16 protein-coding genes and 2 pseudogenes are annotated in these 20,374 nt (G+C 43.6%); 1 reads left to right on the forward strand and 17 read right to left on the reverse strand.

Going from position 1 to position 20,374, the window contains the following annotated elements; all coding sequences use genetic code 11:
* Nucleotides 1-118: 118 nt before the first annotated feature.
* The 3 genes from mfd to JFC07_RS02770 form a co-directional block, all read right to left on the reverse strand.
* Nucleotides 119-3,838 carry a transcription-repair coupling factor gene (mfd, locus tag JFC07_RS02760; protein ID WP_191689665.1) on the reverse strand — a complete coding sequence of 1,240 codons (3,720 nt, stop codon included), beginning with the start codon at nt 3,836-3,838 and terminating at the stop codon, nt 119-121.
* 238 nt (nt 3,839-4,076) lie between these two features.
* Nucleotides 4,077-4,619 carry a ribonuclease E activity regulator RraA gene (gene rraA, locus JFC07_RS02765; RefSeq protein ID WP_082894266.1) on the reverse strand — a complete coding sequence of 181 codons (543 nt, stop codon included), beginning with the start codon at nt 4,617-4,619 and terminating at the stop codon, nt 4,077-4,079.
* A gap of 75 nt (nt 4,620-4,694) precedes the next feature.
* Nucleotides 4,695-5,396, reverse strand: a complete 702-nt coding sequence (locus JFC07_RS02770) for an NAD-dependent epimerase/dehydratase family protein (RefSeq protein ID WP_068404498.1) — start codon at nt 5,394-5,396, stop codon at nt 4,695-4,697.
* A gap of 524 nt (nt 5,397-5,920) precedes the next feature.
* On the opposite strand from JFC07_RS02770, the gene rpsT reads away from it, so the two are divergent.
* Entirely contained in the window at nt 5,921-6,187 is a 267-nt protein-coding gene (gene rpsT, locus JFC07_RS02775; protein WP_010200097.1) for a 30S ribosomal protein S20, read from the forward strand.
* A gap of 160 nt (nt 6,188-6,347) precedes the next feature.
* On the opposite strand, the gene JFC07_RS02780 is transcribed toward rpsT, so the two are convergent.
* The 14 genes and pseudogenes from JFC07_RS02780 to argC all read right to left on the reverse strand — a co-directional run bounded on the left by JFC07_RS02780 (nt 6,348) and on the right by argC (nt 20,256).
* Nucleotides 6,348-7,190 (reverse strand): histidine phosphatase family protein, encoded by an 843-nt coding sequence (locus JFC07_RS02780; protein ID WP_068404500.1) that lies wholly within the window; start codon nt 7,188-7,190, stop codon nt 6,348-6,350.
* A gap of 106 nt (nt 7,191-7,296) precedes the next feature.
* Entirely contained in the window at nt 7,297-8,094 is a 798-nt protein-coding gene (locus tag JFC07_RS02785) for a metallophosphoesterase (protein ID WP_068404502.1), read from the reverse strand.
* A gap of 164 nt (nt 8,095-8,258) precedes the next feature.
* Complete coding sequence (pyrF, locus tag JFC07_RS02790; protein ID WP_068404504.1) at nt 8,259-8,957, reverse strand: orotidine-5'-phosphate decarboxylase; 699 nt, start codon at nt 8,955-8,957, stop codon at nt 8,259-8,261.
* An 86-nt stretch (nt 8,958-9,043) separates the two neighbouring features.
* The gene (locus JFC07_RS02795) at nt 9,044-9,454 is read right to left on the reverse strand and encodes a lipopolysaccharide assembly protein LapA domain-containing protein (protein ID WP_068404506.1); all 411 of its coding nucleotides are present in this window, start codon (nt 9,452-9,454) and stop codon (nt 9,044-9,046) included.
* A gap of 73 nt (nt 9,455-9,527) precedes the next feature.
* On the reverse strand, nt 9,528-9,833 hold the full coding sequence (locus JFC07_RS02800; protein WP_068404507.1) for an integration host factor subunit beta: 306 nt from the start codon (nt 9,831-9,833) through the stop codon (nt 9,528-9,530).
* A 253-nt stretch (nt 9,834-10,086) separates the two neighbouring features.
* The gene (gene rpsA, locus JFC07_RS02805; RefSeq protein WP_068404509.1) at nt 10,087-11,775 is read right to left on the reverse strand and encodes a 30S ribosomal protein S1; all 1,689 of its coding nucleotides are present in this window, start codon (nt 11,773-11,775) and stop codon (nt 10,087-10,089) included.
* Between the two features lie 235 nt (nt 11,776-12,010).
* Nucleotides 12,011-12,766, reverse strand: a complete 756-nt coding sequence (gene cmk, locus JFC07_RS02810) for a (d)CMP kinase (protein WP_191689669.1) — start codon at nt 12,764-12,766, stop codon at nt 12,011-12,013.
* Nucleotides 12,767-12,945: 179 nt separating this feature from the next.
* Nucleotides 12,946-13,497 carry a tRNA adenosine(34) deaminase TadA gene (gene tadA / locus JFC07_RS02815; protein WP_082894267.1) on the reverse strand — a complete coding sequence of 184 codons (552 nt, stop codon included), beginning with the start codon at nt 13,495-13,497 and terminating at the stop codon, nt 12,946-12,948.
* Nucleotides 13,498-14,235, reverse strand: coding sequence for a uracil-DNA glycosylase (locus JFC07_RS02820; protein WP_068404512.1), 738 nt, complete (start codon nt 14,233-14,235; stop codon nt 13,498-13,500). It abuts the gene before it with no gap.
* A gap of 135 nt (nt 14,236-14,370) precedes the next feature.
* Nucleotides 14,371-16,422, reverse strand: a pseudogene (locus JFC07_RS02825) (AAA family ATPase); the annotation flags it as partial.
* A gap of 396 nt (nt 16,423-16,818) precedes the next feature.
* Nucleotides 16,819-16,944 (reverse strand): annotated as a pseudogene (locus tag JFC07_RS13360) (Clp protease N-terminal domain-containing protein); the annotation flags it as partial.
* A 676-nt stretch (nt 16,945-17,620) separates the two neighbouring features.
* Nucleotides 17,621-18,028 carry an ATP-dependent Clp protease adaptor ClpS gene (locus JFC07_RS02830; RefSeq protein ID WP_068404516.1) on the reverse strand — a complete coding sequence of 136 codons (408 nt, stop codon included), beginning with the start codon at nt 18,026-18,028 and terminating at the stop codon, nt 17,621-17,623.
* Between the two features lie 157 nt (nt 18,029-18,185).
* Entirely contained in the window at nt 18,186-19,085 is a 900-nt protein-coding gene (locus JFC07_RS02835; RefSeq protein WP_068404518.1) for a hypothetical protein, read from the reverse strand.
* 103 nt (nt 19,086-19,188) lie between these two features.
* Nucleotides 19,189-20,256: an N-acetyl-gamma-glutamyl-phosphate reductase gene (gene argC, locus JFC07_RS02840; protein ID WP_102077197.1), complete on the reverse strand. Its 1,068-nt coding sequence runs from the start codon at nt 20,254-20,256 to the stop codon at nt 19,189-19,191.
* Nucleotides 20,257-20,374: the final 118 nt, after the last annotated feature.

Raw genomic sequence — 20,374 nt, forward strand, 5'->3', positions numbered from 1 at the left:
TTTTATCAGTTATCCAAGCGATAAAATAGCGCCGTGACCGATTGTCTTAGCGTATGGTATTTGCTGTACTTAAACGATTTCGTAAATGTGCTTAGTTTAACGATATAAACAAGCAAAGCTAGGCAGACTCTGTCACTGTATGCTCGCTAAAATAGCGCAATAGGTCTTGAATGATGGTGACACGCTGCTGCGGTGTTGCCAGCTTATTGGCATCCTGATAGCGTATACCAGATGCGCCATTCATACGATAGCGCTGACCGTCTTTTTGAATCAGCTGAATAATTGCTAAGGCGTCGACCGGCGTATCAGGCGCAAATTCTAGTGTTAGGCTGCTGCTATTGGCATCAATCTTATTAATTTTTAATGGTTCAGCTTGTATACGCAGTCCATGAATAGCAAATAATTGCTTAGTCTGGTCGGGCAGCGTCCCAAAACGGTCAATCATTTCGGTACGGATATCGGTCAAGGCTTCTTTATCATCAGCATTACTAATACGTTTATAAAACAATAAGCGCTGATGCACATCGTGCAAATATTCTTCTGGTATTAGCGCTGAGCTGTGCAAATTGATTTCACTAGTCAGCGACAATGGCGTGCTTAAATCTGGCTCTTTACCGGCTTTAATCGCCTTCGTTGCGCGCTCAAGCATGTCCATATATAGACTAAAGCCAATCGCTTGCATGTTACCACTTTGCTGTTTACCAAGGATTTCACCCGCGCCACGAATCTCTAAATCTTCGCTTGCCAGCATAAAGCCTGCACCCAAGGTATTGGCGCGTTCAATCGCATGCAGACGGCGCTTGGCATCGCCTTTAAGCCCTTTGATAGAAGGTACGAGCAAGTAGCAATACGCTTGATGATGACTCCGGCCAACACGACCTCGCAGCTGATGCAATTGCGCCAAACCAAACTTATCGGCGCGCTCAATGATAATAGTATTGGCATTGGGTACATCAATACCGGTTTCGATAATGGTCGAGCATATCAGCACGTTGAACTTTTTATGATAAAATTGCTGCATCACTTGCTCAAGTTGGCGCTCTTGCATTTGCCCATGCGCAACCCCTACTCGTGCTTCAGGCACCAGTTCACGGACGGTCTCGGCCATACGCTCAATACTGGCGACATCATTGTGCAATAGATAAACCTGTCCGCCGCGTAGTAGCTCACGCAAGATGGCTTCTTTTAATAAGGCATCGGTCTTTTGCATGACAAAGGTTTTAATCGCCAGACGACGTGCAGGCGGGGTGGCAATAATCGACATATCACGCATCCCTGAGAGCGCCATATTAAGCGTTCTAGGGATTGGCGTCGCGGTCATCGACATACTGTCTACATCGGTCTGAATCGCCTTGATACGCTCTTTATGGCGTACGCCAAAACGGTGTTCTTCATCGACAATCATTAAGCCCAGATTAGAGAACTTCACATCAGGTTGCAGAAGTTTATGCGTACCAATGACGATATCGACCTTACCTGCTGCGAGGTCTGTTAACACCGTATCTTGATGCTTTTTACCACCAAAGCGCGACAAGGTTTCAATACGTACCGGCCAATCAGCAAAACGGTCGCGGAAATTGTCTTCATGTTGACCTGCCAGCAAGGTTGTCGGCACCAACACCGCCACTTGATAACCGGCACTCACTGCAATGAACGCCGCACGCATAGCCACTTCTGTTTTACCAAAACCAACATCACCGCAAATAAGTCGATCCATCGGCTGGTTCTGCCGCATGTCTTCCATCACCGCATGAATGGCATTGGCTTGATCAGGCGTTTCTTCAAAGGCAAATTGACTGGCAAATAGCTCATATTGCGATGGGTCGATTTTAAAATGAATACCGACTTTCGCTTCGCGCCGTGCTTGCATATTAAGCAGTTCAGCCGCCACGTCATGGATTTGCTCGAGCGCCTTTTGCTTGGCTTTATCCCATTTACCGCTACCAATTTTGTGTAGGGGCGCAAGTGCAGGGTCACCGCCACTATAACGGTTAATCATTTGTAAATTGGCAACCGGTACATAGATACTGGCGTCATCAGCGTACTTTAGGTGGATAAACTCTTGCTCGCCGTCACCAACATCGAGCGTAATCAGGCCATTGTAACGCCCAATACCATGCTCGATATGCACCACTGGACTGCCTTCGGTGATTTCGGTGACGCTTTTAACCAAGAACTCTTCTGACACCCCGCTTTGTCGGCGACGACGCGTTTGCAGCACTTGCCGGCCAAATAATTGCGTCTCACTAATCACCACTAAGCGCTCAGGCACGTAAACACCGCGTTCAATAGGCGCAATGGTCAATCCGACTTGCGGTAACTTATTACTATTATCCTTCGATTTGTCCGCTGCTAAAAACGCCTCAAAGCTATCGTAAGCTTTGACATCTATTTTGCCTTTAAACAGTTCAATCAGAATTTCACGCCGACCCGCCGTTTCTGCCACAATTAATACAGGTGTTGCTGTTTGCGCTTGCAACTCTAAAAACGCTAACAGTTCGCTAAGGGGTTCGGCTTTTTGATGATTGACTGGTAGTTGTGGCGGCTCTTGCGCACTTAGTGTCACTAGCCCTTGTTTTTTTGGCGGCAGGGTTAATGGTTCAGATGCTAAGGTTGCGTCATCGTTATCAATGCTATCAATCGCAGCGACATCAGTCATGGTCGCAAGCTCATTACGCGCACTCAATATCACTCGCGGATAATGATTAAGATGTTCGTTTAGACTATTTGATAATAAATATAACAATTCAGGCGCAACGATGGGCTTGTCAATATCGTGACGGCGCTCTTCATAACGGCGCTGAATTTGTGACCAATAATCTGCCTGTTTTTCGTTAATCAGCTCATCGGTAATAAACAAGGCATCGCTTGGCAAATAGGAAAACAAACTACTTTCTGCCATCCAATCCTTTAAATCAAAAAACAGTGGCTGATAATACTCAAGTCCGCTACTGGCAATACCTGCCATGACATCTTTATGCAGCTCAGATTTGCGGCTACTGGCATTGGGGAACATGGCGGCAAAGTTGGTGCGGAACGTCTCCCGCCCTTCATCGAGCGGAAACTCTTTAGCGGGTAGTATTTGAAATTGCTTAATGGGCTTTGAGATATCTGGCAGTTTATGCAGCAGCGATAGCGATTCTTTGCCCATGCTGCTATCGTTGCCGCTTATCATGGTTTTGAGGTCATCAACGGTCAATGTGCGCTGGGTCTGCGGATTAAAAAAGCGAATGGTCTCAATTTCATCATCGAATAAATCTAGGCGTAGCGGAAATGGCTGACCCATGGCAAAGATATCAATGATACTACCACGTACGGCAAATTCGCCCGGCTCAAAGACGTTCTCAACCGCGCGATAACCCGCCTTTGCCAATAGTTCGCGCTGAGTATTGATATCAAATCGATCACCGACACTCAAATCAAAATGCTGCCCTATCAACCAGCTTGGCGGTGCGACACGGTGCATCAATGCCTGTACCGATATTAACAATACCCCTGACGTTGGCATATCCGTTAACAGGTTAATACGCTCGCTGACGATATCTTGATGCGGAGACAGCTCATCATAGGTCAGCGTTTCCCAATCAGGGAACACATAAGCATCGACGCCGCAAAATGCCAACTCCGTCTCTATCTGGTTAAGCTGATTTTGGTCACGCGTCACCACAACCTTTAGACGGTCAGCCACATCCCATAGCGGCGTTTGTACCAGACTTGCGAGCCACAAGCTACTGACTGCTCCATGCACAGGCGCCAGCCAACGCCGCTCGGCATTCTGGATAGGAAATAACTGCTGGTTAATAGGGTCAAAGGCGTCGGTCAAAGCAGTGATAGACATAAAGGATAGGGTCAACGTTAAGAGTCAGAAAGCTATTATACGAATATTTGCGCAATTACCAAAATTTATGCCGTAACGGTTTGTCACTTAGCCTTGTTATGAAAAAACCAAAAACTAAACAATTGATAAAACGCATATTCATCTATAACGACAAGCTACTTAAATACAAAAACCTCAACGATTAAGCTGAGGTCTCGGAGTTATAACCATTAAGCTACTGTTAAAGTATAAGCTATTTTTAAATTAATGGTTTTTCGCTTGCGATAATGCCGTTATTGTCGGCATAAACAAACATACCTGAGTTTAACGTTAAATCACCAAAGCGGATTTCAATATCGGTTTGACCTTCATCGCGGCGATTTGATTTGCGCGGGATGCAACCAAGCGCCATGACACCGATATCCATTTGCGCCATATCATCTACATCACGCACGCAGCCATATACCACCACCCCTGCCCAGCCATTATCAATCGCTGATTGCGCAATCATATCGCCGAGCAACGCGCAGCGCATTGAACCGCCACCGTCAACGACCAAGACTTTGCCATTGCCGTCTTTATCTTTGCCATCGCTGTTTAATAAGGATTTTACACGGCTATTATCTTCAAAGCATTTTACCGTCACGATTTCACCGCAAAATCTGTCTTTACCGCCAAAGCTATAAAATGATTTGCCTTCAATATTGGGCAAACATACCTGCGACTCAGGATTGGCATCTAATAAATCACAAGTGACAAAGTTGTCTTTATTCATCGTGGTTGTTTCTGCTGTGTCTGACATCGTGACGCTCCTTGTTAAGTTAAATAGTTGAATTATCTATCATGAAATCTGAGTTTTTATTAATTTATGTTTAGGCTATTTTTTGACTTTGGTCATTGCTAGTAGCTGTTTATTTTCGATAATTTCCGTGTCTGTAATGGTAGGCTCACTACGATATTTATTACGCTGATACACCTCATGCGCACTCATCGCCATCGCACTGGCAACGCGCTTGGCAGAAATAGGATGCAAGGATAATGACTCGGGGACGATTGGCGAGATCAGTTTAAAGGCTTTTTGACCAAAGCTTTCAAGCGGACGGCCTTTATGCTTGCCAAGTAATAGTGATGGTCGAAAAATCACCAACTGGGTAAAACCTAGCGCCATAATAGACTGCTCTGTTTCCGCTTTGACCCGATTGTATAAAAAACGGCTGTCGATATCGGCATTCATTGAGGACAATAAAAAGAAGTTTTCCACGCCTTTCGCACGGCACAATGTGGCAAAATTGACATTATAGTCGTGGTCAACTTTTCGAAACGCTTCATCACTACCTGCTTGTTTTTTGGTGGTACCAAGGCAGCTAAAGGCATCGGTCTTACTATCTGCGCCGACACTGGCAAATATTTCAGCCAAGTTATCAAAATCATTGACCTGATAAAAGCGCATGCTGGCATTGATGTAGCGAGGCGGCCGCCGTGCAATCACAATCAACGTGTCATAAAGCTCACTAAGCTGCTTAACAAGATGCTGTCCGACCAGTCCTGTTGCGCCAATTACAATTGCTTTTCGCTGCATAGCCTATCCATTTATATCATGTTGGGGTGTTTATAATGCTAAAAATGATGTCTTATAGAAATTGTTTGCTTTGGTATCATACCTAAATTAACAACTCGCTAGCGCTATTCTACACAATTTATTGTAAGAGATTTTATCAACGGTTAGGTTTATGGGAATCATTCAGAATTTTAAGTCTAACTTTTGTTATATAATTCACTTGTTAGCGCGATAAACCCTTTAATTAAACCTTTAAGATCGGCTAATATAACTTCTTTTAGCATTAATCATCAAATATATTGTTCTAAGCGCAATAATTTGCTAAGATAACCGGCTTTACACGTCAACGCTGTTTAATTATTCCAAACAGTTCTGGCACGAGCGATGCTCTATTACTATTAGGTGCTTTAATAACAGATAAGTGCCCTCATAATAGACATCGACATCATGTTTGGCGAGAGGCTGCTCGTCACCGATGATTGTTAAACCCATTATTATTGCAATCAACATTCATATTTTTATCTGTCTTTATCAAGGAGATACGCGTGGCTAATACTGCACAAGCTCGTAAACGCGCCCGTCAAAACACCAAACGTCGTCAGAACTCTGCGTCACAACGCTCTATGGTTCGTACTTATCTAAAACGTGTTGATGCGGCTATCGCTGCTAAAGATTATGACGCGGCTACCGAAGCTTACAAAAAAGCGGTACCGGTTCTTGATCGTATGGCTGACAAAGGTATTATTCATAAGAATAAAGCTGCTCGTCGTAAGAGCCGCCTAAACAAAACTATCAAAGGCCTACAAGCTTAAGATTGATTGCGTTTAGACCGCATCGCACTTGATGGTGTGATGACCAAAACCTTGCTACTGGTTTTCATACTGGGGCAAGGTTTTTTTATGCCTATTTAAAAGGTAACCGTTACTATTTAAAAAACATTATAAGGCTAATTAAATACTCCAAAAATAAAGCCTATGTCCATTTTACTTCTGGTGGCAATAGTAATTTGCTTGGATGAAAACCAGCGGCACGGTAGCCCTGTAATAAATCGCTGATTGGACGAATATATACTTGCCCGCGCCAAACGAAATAGGCATTGGCTTGCTCAAAAGGCTTATCATCAAACCACAAAAACACCCCTTCCATCATCTTTGGCCAATCATTCCAATCAATCTCAACCACGTCTAGCATCACTGCCAAAAACGCTGATAGTAACGTATCATGACTGACGGCGAGCATTAAATGCCCATGTTGCGGCTGGTTTTGATAAAAAAGCGATAAAAGATCAAGTCCGCCTTGATAAGCATTTTTCGTGCCTTCAAGATTGCCTTGTAAGAAGCGATTGATAAAGTTTAGCACACCAATTTCTTTAAAAATCGGGTTGGCAATCTCAGGTTCGGTCACCAGACTGCCAGGTTCAACCAGTAGCGATTGATGGGCAATATCACGTCGTAGTCCCGCACCCTCTTGCATCAGCTGCGCGGTATCAATACAGCGACCAATCGGACTTGAGATACTATCAACATCGAGCGAATACGGCAAATGTTCTGCTAGCCAGCGCCCCCAAGACTTTGCCAACACGCGACCTTTTGGCGTTAGCGGCAATTGATAACTGGCAAAACCATTACCATCAGAGCGCTCGCGCAGAGAATGTCTGGTAAATAAAATCAGTCTTTTATCTACCGGCAACAAACCGACCGAAGACATCATACTGTCAGGTAAGTGAGAAGGTGCAGGTGCGTTCGGCCTGAGGTTCGTAGGCTTTTCAGCCGGTGTCGATCGTCCCGATGGGGTATTATTAGGCAATTTACTCATGATAGTAAGCGTAGCAGATTTATTGATGAGAATGAACAAAATATAAGGTCAGTTGCACTATAGCTTATTCCGCTACATATCGATATAAGCGCTTGGTTAACAGGATTTAGCCAATATCCACCACTTTGTTCCAGATGAACGCCAATTCGGTACTGCTCACCTCATTAGGATAAGCACGCGGATTGACTATCACCCGCGTTTTATTAATTTGATAATCAAAGGCTTCATGGGTATGGCCATGTACCCATAGCACAGGTGCCCAGTCCTCATGCATCCAGCTCGATAAATCACTAACAAAGGCGGCATTACTCGGCAAGTTGGCAAATTTCTCAGACACAGATAATGGGCTAATACTATGATGACTCATGACCACCGTTTTTTTACCCAATGCTTGCGCCGTTATCAGCGCTTGCTGTAGCCATTGACGATGTGCAGTATGGATTTGTATCGATACTTCAGGAGAGAACAGCTCGCCACCCGCATAAATTTGCTTATAATCGCGCATAAAACGCCTAGCCGCTGCCATCGTATCGGCATCGGCTTGATATTGATAGTCCGTCCATAACGTACAACCTAGAATCCTTACCTTACCGATGTCAATATACTGACACTGTAAAAAGCGCACGCCCTGCTCTAATTCACTATCATAATTATCCCAAGTGGCAAGCTTTTTATCGAAATGCAGCACATCTTCGCCGAAGTATTCATGATTGCCCGCGATGGTAATCAAAGGTACTTGCAAATGCGCTGCCTGCTCTTGTAGCCATGGCATACCATCATCGCTATTGGCAGTATCTCCCGCTACCAATACCACGTCTGCGTCCGTTTTAGGGATGCGCCCTAGTGGATACGACTGCCGCGCATAACTATCAATATGTAAGTCACTTAAAATCTGTAATTTCATAGGTTTTACTATTATCCAATCAAACTATTTGCAAAAGTCAGCTTTTTCCTCAGCTTACGATTAGCGTGAATTTAACCAGTGTAGCAGCTTTTCGTTAACGAGCAAAAAGTAAAAAAGACAGCGGATTAGGCTGTCTTTTTTTATTATACGGTCGATCTATAGCGCTAAAGACTGTTCAATATCAATTGTAATTTAGCCAAAGGATCAACAGCTTGGGTGATTGAGCGACCAATCACCAAGTAATCAGAACCATCTGCTAACGCTTGCTTCGGTGTACAGATACGTTTTTGATCATCAGCATTGTCGTCTGGCAAGCGAATGCCAGGAGTAATCAATTTAAAATCTTCACCACATAATGCTTTAAGTGTTTTTGCTTCTTGTGCTGAGCATACTACCCCATCAAGACCTGCTTGCTTGGTCAATTGTGCCAAACGGCTCACTTGGGCATCTAGGCCGTCGGTGATACCTGTTTGCGTCAGTGCCTGATTGTCCATAGAAGTCAGCACGGTTACGGCGATTAGCAGGGTTTCAAAATTACCGTTCAACAAGCGCTGCTTGGCTAATGACATGGCCTCAAGGCCCGCACTTGCATGCACGTTGACCATCCATACGCCAAGCTCGGCTGCTGCAAGTACCGCTTGTGCCGTGGTATTAGGAATATCGTGAAATTTCAAGTCCAAAAACACGTCAAAATCACGCTGATGTAGCGCTTTAACAATTTCAGGACCACAGCGGGTAAACAGCTCTTTGCCTACTTTTAAGCGACATAACGCTGGGTCTAATTGGTCAGCTAGTGCTAAAGAGGCATCTTTAGTCATATTATCCAGTGCAACGACGACTGGAGAATGGATGGTGTTATTCATAGTTGTGCCACGTTCTATCAGTTTATTAAATGATTATTATTAAATTATTATATAAACGTCTCAATATAAGAATGCTTAGTTAGCACTCAATGCTCACGCTTTTGCTTGGTTAAAGTAGCACCATCGTCTACATCGATAACGCTGCCGTCTTGTACATTGGTCGCTGTCGCGCCGTAAACCGCTTCTTGTACTGATGGTGCGTTTGCCTGACGGTCAATGACGATATTGGCCTGCGTCACCTGCTCTTGCAGATTGGCATTTAGCTTTTGTAGCCGTGAGATTTCCCACTTATTTTGTAGCACACGGAAGATAAGCAGCGCGAGTAGCATGCCAATCACAATGCCTAGTATCAAGCACAGAATCAGTAATAAGCCCAAATTCATCGTTGGTGCTTGGGAGAAAAGTAGATTCACCCCAACTTCGGTATTATTGGCCAATACCAAACCGAGCGAATAAGCGAAGCTTAAAAACAGTAATACCAGCAGTAAAATACGCATCAGAGATATCCTTTTATGTTGAATCGTATGAACCGTTTAACAAAGAACGCGACATTCTGACGGCTCTGCTTACCTAACCGTTTGCTACCTTGGCATTGACAGCTTCACGTAGCGCTTTGCCCGGCTTAAAGTGTGGAATGGCTTTTGCAGGTACGGGTACGCTTTCGCCTGTTTTAGGATTGCGCCCCATACGGGCACGGCGATGATGAAGACAAAAACTACCAAAGCCACGCACCTCTACTCGGCCGTCATTGGCTAAGGTATCGGTCATCAAATTTAATATTTCGCGTACTGCATCATCGACGACAGTGTCTGTCATGTTGTCACAATTCGCACTCAGATTACTAATAAATTCGGACTTGTTAATTGCTTGCTGCATTATCACATGGACCTTATTGATTAATGGATAAGATGATATGAAGTAAATGAACCGTTTAGGTCTGTTTAATTTAACTTTCACATCTCGTTACTCAATGTTGCAAATGATAGCGGATATTGGCATAAATAGGAATAAGAGTTTCCTTTTTTACCATAAAACCTTACTAACTTGCCCCATACTCAAATTTAATCACAAAAAAAAGCGACCGGAGTCGCTTTCTTTTTATAGTATAACTATATCAACAAACTACCGCTTACTGCATTTGTTCTTTGATCAAGTCACCAATGGTTTTTGGCTGTGCATCAGAACCGGCAGCAGCAGTCGTACCAGTGCTTCCCAATTCTTTAATCGCTTGACGCTCTTCAGCTTCGTCTTTGGCTTTGATTGACAAGTTGATGTTACGAGTTTTGCGATCAACACTGATGATTTTCGCTTCAACATCATCACCAACAGATAGATGCTTGGTTGCATCTTCAACGCGATCACGTTGAATCTCAGAAGCACGTAAATAAGCTTCTACTTCGTCAGCAAGTTCGATAGTTGCACCTTTCGCGTCTACTTCTTTTACTTTACCATTAACGATAGCACCGCGGTCATTGTTGACTAGGTATTCGTTGAATGGATCAGAGCTTAATTGTTTGATGCCTAAGCTGATACGGTTGGCTTCTGAATCTACAGACAATACCATTGCTTCAACGGTGTCGCCTTTGTTGTAGTTACGGATAGCTTCTTCGCCAGTTTCGTTCCAAGAGATATCAGATAGATGAACAAGACCATCGATACCACCGTCTAGACCAATAAAGATACCGAAATCAGTGATAGATTTAATCGTACCAGTGATTTTATCACCGCGCTCATGTTTCTTATCAAACTCATCCCATGGGTTAGCAAGAGTTTGTTTGATACCTAAGCTGATACGACGACGTTCTTCATCGATATCAAGGATCATCACTTCAACTTCGTCACCCACTTGCACAACTTTTGATGGGTGGATGTTTTTATTGGTGTGATCCATCTCTGATACGTGGACTAGACCTTCAATGCCTTCAGAGATTTCAGCAAAACAACCATAGTCAGTCAAGTTAGTTACGCGAGCTTTAACAACGCTACCCACTGGGTATGTGCCGCCAACGTTATCCCAAGGATCTGTACCAAGTTGTTTTAGACCTAAGCTTACGCGATTGCGCTCACGATCAAACTTCAATACTTTAACTTTTAGATCTTGACCAACTTCAACCACCTCAGATGGATGCTTGATACGGCGCCACGCCATGTCAGTGATGTGTAGTAGACCATCAATACCACCAAGATCAACGAATGCACCGTAATCAGTTAGGTTCTTAACGATACCTTCGATCTCGATACCTTCTTCAAGCTTGTTCAATAGCTCTTCACGCTCAGCTGAGTTTTCAGCTTCCATAACAGCGCGGCGACTTACCACGACGTTGTTACGTTTTTGATCAAGTTTGATAACTTTAAATTCTAGCTCTTTGCCTTCTAGATGCGTGGTATCACGAATCGGACGGACGTCTACCAATGAACCTGGTAGGAACGCGCGAACTGAACCGATATCAACGGTAAAGCCGCCTTTTACTTTGCTAGAAATAATACCTTTAACGATCTCATCGTTATCAGAGATTTTCTCAAGGAAATTCCAAGTCTCAACGCGTTTGGCTTTTTCGCGTGACAGTAAGGTTTGACCCATACCGTTATCAACCGCTTCAACCACGACGTCGACTGTGTCGCCAACTTCAACTTCAAGTTCGCCTTCTTCGCTTAAAAACTCTTCACGAGCGACGATACCTTCAGATTTAAGACCAGTATCTACTGTGATCCAATCGCTATCGATGGCTACAACAGTACCAGTAATAACCGAGCCACGCTCGATATCAAGACCTGTTTCTTCGATGCTCGCTTCAAATAGTTCAGCAAATGATTCCATTATGTCTACCTTTGTATAGCCGTATCCTGTCCAGCACAGTACGGATCAAATGTATGACTGTATAAAACGAGAATACTGGTTTTATATCTTATGCAGTCATATAAAAAAACGGTTGTTGCTAATAAGCGATTTTTTAGCGAACTCACTAGCAACGACTGTCTTACTTATATTTATACAATTTTATACTAAAACGGAAGCCATAGGAAACCTTTTAGTACTTAAAATGTTGTTTTTATTAACGATTAAAACAAACACCCTTATCTTGACAATGTTTTTTTACCAACTCATAAACCGCGTCAGCGTCTAGGTTTGAGCTATCTAAAACCAGTGCATCTTCAGCCGGTTTTGACGGTGCCGTTGCTCGGTTTTCATCACGCTCATCTCGCGCTTTAATCGTTGCCAGAATCGCGTCAAAGTCGGCCGCCTGCCCAGCTTTTAATAGCTGTACCACGCGGCGCTCTGCACGAGCGGTAGCGCTTGCGGTCAGATAGACCTTTACATCGGCATCGGGGAAAACTACCGTGCCCATGTCGCGACCATCCGCAACCAATCCTGATTGGGTTGCCATATCTTGCTGCAATTTAAGCAATGCTTGGCGCACCTTTGGATAAACTGCAACTTGTGAAGCATAACCGCCAACGGTTTCATTGCGTACTTGCTCACCAATCTTAGCGCCATTGACAATAATATCCACGCGCCCTGAATCGCTATTAGGCTCAAAAACGATCTGTAAGCTTTGGGTCAATTCTAATAACGCAGTCTCATCAATCGCTTGGTTGGCATCTGCTGTAATCAGACCTGCTTCAAACGCTTTTAAACCAACGATGCGATATAACGCCCCTGAATCAAGCAGCTGATAGCCCAAAGTTTGCGCTAAGCGCCACGTAACCGTGCCTTTACCTGCCCCACTTGGACCATCAATACAGATAACCGGATAGCGCAATGACGGCGTCTCACTATTGTCATTAGTATTAGGTATAAAAGCAGACATAACACTCACTTAATCGTCGGCAGAGCTGACATCGTGGTAAACAAAGAATTTCCCTGCGCTATCAAACGCTTGCACGGTAATAGACAGATTCGTAAGCAAATAGGGCGATAGTATAGCAAACATAACTCCCTATCACTAGCAGTGAGACTAATATCTTGTTAATCATTTGAACGGTTTTTTTATCTTTTTTTTCGTTTGGACGCTTGCCGACGTTCACGAAAAAAAGCCTTTAGCATTTGACTGCTATGCTCACGGCACAGACCTTTATACACTTGAATACGATGATTATAAAAAGACTCGGCAGCCAAGTTCATTTGACTACCAACCATACCAGCCCTCGGCTCGCTTGCTGCATAGATAAGTCTATCGACGCGAGCATGAATCAGCGCGCCAATACACATAGTACACGGCTCTAAAGTCACATATAACGTTGTCTGAAGCGGCAAGCGATAGTTGTTTAAACGCGTGCAGGCATCCCTTAACGCGATAATCTCTGCATGCGCGGTTGCGTCATGGCGTCCAATCGGCTCATTAAAACCTTGACCTATAATCTGCTGATTGTGTACCAGTATTGCTCCTACGGGCACTTCTTCACGTGCAGCGCCTTGCTTAGCAAGATTAAGCGCTTGTTGCATCCAGTTGATATCTTCGACTGCCCAAAGTTCATCTGTAGCAAGTTGGTAGTTAATTGCCTGAAATGGCTGCAAGCTTATATTCTGTATATTTTTCATTTACTGTGGCAATTGCCAGTCAATCGGTTTTTGGCCATGTTGTATTAGATAATCATTGGTCTTAGAAAACGGCTTAGAACCAAAAAACCCGCCGCGGTTGGCAGCCAACGGCGATGGATGTACAGCGGTCAGAATCAAATGTTTATCGGTATTGATATATTTGCCTTTTTTCTGCGCTTTACTGCCCCACAATATAAATACCGTATGCTCTGTTTGTTCATTGACCACGTCAATCACGGCGTCGGTAAACTGCTCCCAACCTTTATTTTGATGGCTGTTTGGCGTGCCTTCTTGTACCGTAAGCGAGCTGTTTAATAACAACACGCCTTGCTGCGCCCAATAAGTCAGATCGCCATGTTTTGAAGGAGCGATTCCGATGTCACTCGCCATCTCTTTTAGCACATTATTTAAAGACGGCGGTTTTGGTATGGCTTTTGGTACTGAAAACGATAAACCCATCGCTTGCCCTGGACCATGATAAGGGTCTTGACCCAGTATCACCACCTTCACCTGTGATAATGGCGTTAGATTTAACGCATTAAACATTAAGGGCGCTGGCGGATAAATACTATCATCTGATTGATAAGCTTCTTTTAAAAAAGCGCGCAAGTTATCCATATTATCAGAGGTCAATTCTTCTGCTAAGGCTTGTTTCCAGTCGTCCGGTAAGCGCACATTGTCCAAAATCGCTTGTTTTTGGGCCTCGGTTTTCGTAGATTTTTCATCAAACAATTCCATGATAGGTCCTTTTTTATTTTTTATAGGAGGATAAGAAATACGATTATTCAATAAATTATAGCAATAAAAAAACGGCTACCATTGTAACCGTTTTTATAACACCGTAACCGTTGTTATTATATCAATAGCAAAAACTTAGCTAGCTAGTGACTCAGAATCTGGATGCGGCTCATGGGTTTCAACGACCGTTAAGATAATACGACTGTCGGCTGAACCTTTATCCGAAGATTTACCGCTAGTTTTATCAAGCTTAACCGTATCACCGTCTTGCTCATTGGCTTCTTTTGGTTCTAAGCTTAGATGGACTACCCCACCGTTTACCAAGTCGCCAAACAAAATCATACTCGCGAGTGGCTTTTTGATCTCGTCTTGAATAAGGCGCTGCATAGGACGCGCACCCATGAGGCGATCATAGCCTTTCTCCGCCAAGTAATCACGGACTTCATCGTCAATCTCGAGCGTCACTTGCTTGTCATCGAGCTGTACTTGTAGCTCAACCAAGAACTTATCGACCACAGAGACGACGACCGACGTATCTAACGCGTTGAACTGAATAATCGCATCCAAACGGTTACGGAATTCAGGGGTAAAGACGCGTTTGAGTGCTTCGGTATTGTCGCGGCTGTGATCTTGCTGAGTAAAGCCCATCGAAGAGCGGCTGATACTTTCAGCGCCGACGTTAGTGGTCATAATGACGATCACTTGCTTAAAGATAGCCACGCGGCCGTTGTTATCAGTCAACGTACCGTGGTCCATCACTTGTAATAACAAGTTAAAGACATCAGGGTGTGCTTTTTCGATTTCATCAAGTAACAACACGCAATGTGGATGCTGATTGATTTTTTCAGTCAGCAAACCGCCTTGGTCATAACCAACATAACCGGGAGGCGCACCAATCAAACGTGACGCCGTATGCGCTTCCATGTACTCTGACATATCAAAGCGGACCAGCTCTACACCTAACAAATTAGCCAGTTGACGTGATACTTCTGTTTTACCAACCCCGGTTGGACCTGCAAACATAAATGAGCCAATTGGTTTGTCTGGTGCTTTTAGACCGGCACGCGACAGTTTAATGGCATCTGCCAAGGTTTCAATCGCTTCATCTTGACCAAATACTAAGTGTTTAAGATCACGATCTAAATGCTCAAGAATGCTCTTATCATCACTTGATACGGATTTGGGCGGAATACGCGCAAGCTTAGCAATGATGGCTTCGATATCAGCAACATCGATTTTTATCGGTGCGCGTTTGCCTTTAGATTTTTTAGACCCGCTCGCACGATCATTGGCTTTTGCCGTATCTGCTTCCTCTTGCATTTCATTGGAAGTGCTTGTTGTATCAAAGCTGTCATCGTCAGCATCACCCCCAAGACCTTCTTCATCGGCATCGATTTGCGCATCAAAGTCTTGTTCTAAATTGGCAATAAAGCTTTCTTCAGCGTCAATATCGTCTAGATCCGCGACGATACCTAAACGCTTATAAGCACCGGCTTCATCAATAACATCGATGGCTTTATCGGGTAAAAAGCGCTCGTGAATGTGTTTCGCCGATAATTGCACAGCAGTTACCAAGGCTTCGTCGGTATATTCGACGTTATGAAACTCTTCATAACGCGGTTTCAACCCACGTAAAATATCGATACTGTCATCGACACTTGGCTCTTTAACATCAATTTTTTGAAAACGACGTGACAAGGCATGGTCTTTTTCAAACACCTGACGATATTCAGTAAAGGTTGTTGAACCAATACAGCGCAGCTCACCATTGGCAAGCGCTGGTTTGATTAAGTTTGAGACGTCCATATTGCTACTCATTGACGAGCCTGCGCCAATAATCATATGAATCTCATCGATAAACAAAATCGCATTGGGTTTTTTCTTTAACGCATCAAGTAGTGATTTCATCCGTTTTTCAAAATCGCCGCGGTACTTAGTACCAGCGATTAATGAGCCAATATCTAGACTATAAATCACGCAGCCATTTAAAGGTTTTGGTGCTTTATCATTGATAATCAGCCACGCCAACCCTTCAGCAATAGAGGTTTTACCAACGCCTGGCTCACCGACCAATAGTGGGTTATTTTTACGGCGACGGCATAATACTTGAGCGGCGCGCTCAATCTCAGGACCACGACCGATTAGTGGGTCAGTTTTACCTTCAGCAGCGCGCTGGTTTAAGTTGGTTGCAAATTCAACCAAAGGATCTTTACTGGTTTTTTCTGACGCACTACGGCGCTCACCAGTCATTGAAGCACGTGGCTCAGATGGCTCGTCTTTGTCTTGACCATGTGATAAATACTGGGTCAGCTCAAGGCGGCTGATGCCCTGCTTTTTAAGCAAATAAACGGCATAAGTATCATGCTCTGAAAACATCGATACCAAAATATCAGAACCTTCAACTAAACGCCCGCCACCAATAGACTGCACGTGGAAAATAGCACGCTGCAAAATGCGGTCAAAGCTCTGGGTGGGTTGTGGTGATTGTTCAGAATCTGCGTCCACGGTTGGCGTATGCTTATTGATATAAGCTTCTAGCTCACTACGCAACGTTGAGACATTGGCATTGCAAGCAGTCAACGTATTGGCAGCATTGGTATTTTCCAATAACGCCAATAGGAGATGTTCAACAGTGAGATACTCATGCGATTTTTGGCGCGCAAGTGTCATTGCTAAACGCAAAGAAACTTCAAGATGACGACTTAACATAAGGACTTCCTACGGTTGTACCTATCTTATTATTGATAGCTTTATGAATGAGTTAGTAACTAAATCAGGGCGATAGATGGATTGTTCAAGGGCAATGTTGAGTTTATTAACAGACATTACTGAATGATGTCTTCCATGGCTTGAATACTATTTGCGTCTTACCTTTATCTCAACATGATACTTAACCATAGTCAATCTTTTAACGCTGACTAAAATGTATCGAAGTGTCCACTAGACCTTTATTGCGCAGTATTTATTGTGCAGTATTAAAGCGACAAATAGGCAAAAAACACTTCGAGCGTAAGTTTTCGAAAGTAACGGTTGAATTTAACAGAGATAAAAGGTGCTAAAACGATATGAAAAAATGTGGGGTTTAATACGATTAAGTGTACAAGGGTATACTTTAATATATGGGTGATATGAAAAAAAAATCAAGCAGAAAATGCAAAGCTAGGAAGATTAATAAAAGAGAATTAAAGGAGTGACAATAAATTTAAAAAGGCAGGAGTCAAGTAGACAAATAGATTAGAGCAAACCATTGGCTAATACATCAGGTTTGCTCTACGGCAGAGTTCTTATAATAAATAAAAAGGTAAGAAATAAAAAGGTAAGAAATAGAGAAGTGAGTAAAATCAACCGAAATTAGAGAAAACTTAAGACAAAATAGGCTAAAAAATTATTCACCCTGATGCGGCTCGATTTGAGTCAATAAAGGATAACCTTCACGGTGCGCCAAGCTATTGACTTTTTTGGCTTTGGTTTCAGCGATGTCTTTTGGATAAATGCCTGCAATACCCTTGCTGCTATTGTGAATGGTCAGCATAATTTCAACTGCTGTATCCATACTATGACGAAACTCTGATTGCAGCACATAGACGACAAACTCCATCGGCGTGTAGTTATCGTTATACATGACCACTGCATACATCGGCGGTTTTGCTACTTCTGGCTCAGCGACCAATACATCGGCTTGCGGTGAAGTTTCGCCCTCGGTATCACCATCTTGCGCTAGACGCAGCGGCGTATTTGGGAAATGCCAATCGGCAACGGTTGGCGTTGAATGTAATATCGGTTGTTTTATCATAATTAGCGTACAAATTAATAGCGATGCTGTAACAGCATAAAGAGGATTAAAAAGAGTAGCAGACCTGTCTAGCTATCACTTAGCATATGACAAGAAAGTATTAATACATTAAAAATCTAAAATTCAATAAAATAAAGTTCAATAAAATATCAAAAACTTAAGGTTCAATGGGGCTTTCATCAACTTCTGGCAAATCTAAAAGTGACAACGGCATGCTATCAACCTTATCACCAAGCTTCCAGTCGTATAATTGCTCCAATTCTTGTCCGCCTGCGCTTAAGCTTAATTTCACTTGCAAAGGTTTAAAGCCTGTTGGCATCATAAAGCGGCCGCGGATTCGCGTTATGCCATCGATAGTATAACTTGCCGGCTCAAGCGGCACTTCTACAAAGTTATTATCATTCAACAAGGTTAAAGTAGGTTTTAAGCGCTTAGCTTTGCCGTCGCTGGCAAGCATTGCCACATCAAAGCCGTACTCAAAAGCGTTTTCAGGCAAAGGTTTGATTTTCGCCCCAAGTATTTGTAAAGGCATACCGCCATTTTCACTAACAAGCTCAGCATATATCTCATTAAGTTGGGCTAATTGTTTATTTTCAACCGTCAATTCCTGTTGATTTTCACGTAGCTCTTTTAAATTTGCCAAACTTATTTCTAACTCTTGCTTAGCGGTTGCCGCTTCATTAGTGGCAATTTTGCTGCTAAGGCGTAAATCTTTCAGCTCTTGCGTGGCTTCTTTACTGGTAATCACCGCTTGCTGAGTTTCTGCCTGCATCGAATAATAGCCGCGCTGATAGCCAAGTTTATGACCAAATGCGAGTCCAACTCCAGCGGTCACCAATACCGTCACTACGAATAATGCCAATACTAAGGTAGAAGCGCCTCGTTGCTTATTACTAATAAGCGAGTTGCTAATAATAGGGCTATTTATCAGCGCATGACTCTGTTGGTAATGAGAATAAGAGAGATGCGCATCGTGCCCCATATCATAGGAAACAGAGTCTTGGCACGATACTCGTGCAGGCTGTTGGCAAAGGCGTGGTGCACTCTTCAAACGCATTTAGACGATATCTCTTAACAGTAAAGGCAGGTTATTATAGCGGAATTTATAATCAATACCTAGCACCATAAATATGAGGGATTTGTTAATAGCTAGACATCTGTTAAGGAACGATAGGGGCAAAGTCTAAGCCCATCGATTCATCGAAACCAAACATCACATTCATATTTTGTACGGCCTGCCCAGCAGCACCTTTCACCAAATTGTCTTGCACGACAATCACCGTCAGCTCAGCACGCGCATTGTCTTGGTGAATACCAATACGCAAACGATTACTGGCTCGCACGCTGCGTGTATCAGGATAAAGCCCCTTTGGCATCACATCGACAAACGGCTCTGCCGCATAGCTTGTCTCAAATACTTGCTGCCAATCGATAGCAGTGCCTGCTTCGGTAAGCTCTAAATGAATAGAGCTCAGCATGCCGCGTATCATTGGTACCAGATGCGGTAAAAAACGGATACGATGGTCAAACTGGCTCTCTAACAATTGAGCAACGCCCTGCTCAATCTCTGGTAAATGCCGATGACCTTCAACGCTATAAGCTTTGAAATTATCGGTGGTTTCCGCATAGTTAAGCGCAAGCTTCGCTTGCCGACCCGCGCCCGAAACGCCAGATTTTGCATCGATAACGATACGTGACTCAACCAGCCTTTCGGCTTGCTGATTTTGCGCATCGATAATAGGTTTTAAGCCCAAAATAGCGGTGGTTGGATAGCAGCCAGGGTTACCGACAACTAACGCATTGGCCAATTTTTCTCGATTGATTTCAGGTAAGCCATAAACGGCGGTCTTTAACAATTCAGGACAGGCATGCGCTTGCTGATACCAATGCTCAAAATCTGCTAATGACTGCAAGCGAAAATCGGCGGCCAAATCAATGACCTTTACACCCGCTGCCGTTAATGCCTCTGCTTGCTTCATTGCCACGCCATGTGGGGTCGCAAAGAATACCACATCGCATTTTTGCAAGGTCGCTAGCGTCTCATCACCTAAATCGCTAAAAACTATATCGGAGATACCGCGTAAGCTTGGGAATATCTCATCAGCGCGGGTGCCAGCTTCGCTACGTGAGGTTAGCAAATCAATAGACACTTCAGGATGGGCAGATAATAAGCGAATCAGCTCAATACCTGTATAGCCTGTGCCGCCGACAATCGCTGCTGAAATCATAAGATATTCCTTTTTCTTTTAATGCGTAAATATTTAGATAGAGATAAGCTCTACATCAAAGTTAAACCTTGTTGCTTCTAAATATAAGCGCTATTACTAGCGCTTTTAAACGTTCATT

It is taken from the genome of Psychrobacter faecalis (assembly GCF_016107575.1).
In the GTDB taxonomy this organism is placed as follows: Bacteria; Pseudomonadota; Gammaproteobacteria; order Pseudomonadales; family Moraxellaceae; genus Psychrobacter; species Psychrobacter faecalis.

What these genes read in the sequence shown, in the direction of transcription:
- mfd (WP_191689665.1), bottom strand. Translation starts at nt 3,838, where the DNA reads ATGTCTATCACTGCTTTGACCGACGCCTTTGACCCTATTAACCAGCAG.
- rraA (WP_082894266.1), bottom strand. Translation starts at nt 4,619, where the DNA reads ATGTCAGACACAGCAGAAACAACCACGATGAATAAAGACAACTTTGTC.
- JFC07_RS02770 (WP_068404498.1), bottom strand. Translation starts at nt 5,396, where the DNA reads ATGCAGCGAAAAGCAATTGTAATTGGCGCAACAGGACTGGTCGGACAG.
- JFC07_RS02780 (WP_068404500.1), bottom strand. Translation starts at nt 7,190, where the DNA reads ATGAGTAAATTGCCTAATAATACCCCATCGGGACGATCGACACCGGCT.
- JFC07_RS02785 (WP_068404502.1), bottom strand. Translation starts at nt 8,094, where the DNA reads ATGAAATTACAGATTTTAAGTGACTTACATATTGATAGTTATGCGCGG.
- pyrF (WP_068404504.1), bottom strand. Translation starts at nt 8,957, where the DNA reads ATGAATAACACCATCCATTCTCCAGTCGTCGTTGCACTGGATAATATG.
- JFC07_RS02795 (WP_068404506.1), bottom strand. Translation starts at nt 9,454, where the DNA reads ATGCGTATTTTACTGCTGGTATTACTGTTTTTAAGCTTCGCTTATTCG.
- JFC07_RS02800 (WP_068404507.1), bottom strand. Translation starts at nt 9,833, where the DNA reads ATGCAGCAAGCAATTAACAAGTCCGAATTTATTAGTAATCTGAGTGCG.
- rpsA (WP_068404509.1), bottom strand. Translation starts at nt 11,775, where the DNA reads ATGGAATCATTTGCTGAACTATTTGAAGCGAGCATCGAAGAAACAGGT.
- cmk (WP_191689669.1), bottom strand. Translation starts at nt 12,766, where the DNA reads ATGTCTGCTTTTATACCTAATACTAATGACAATAGTGAGACGCCGTCA.
- tadA (WP_082894267.1), bottom strand. Translation starts at nt 13,497, where the DNA reads ATGAAAAATATACAGAATATAAGCTTGCAGCCATTTCAGGCAATTAAC.
- JFC07_RS02820 (WP_068404512.1), bottom strand. Translation starts at nt 14,235, where the DNA reads ATGGAATTGTTTGATGAAAAATCTACGAAAACCGAGGCCCAAAAACAA.
- JFC07_RS02830 (WP_068404516.1), bottom strand. Translation starts at nt 18,028, where the DNA reads ATGATAAAACAACCGATATTACATTCAACGCCAACCGTTGCCGATTGG.
- JFC07_RS02835 (WP_068404518.1), bottom strand. Translation starts at nt 19,085, where the DNA reads ATGCGTTTGAAGAGTGCACCACGCCTTTGCCAACAGCCTGCACGAGTA.
- argC (WP_102077197.1), bottom strand. Translation starts at nt 20,256, where the DNA reads ATGATTTCAGCAGCGATTGTCGGCGGCACAGGCTATACAGGTATTGAG.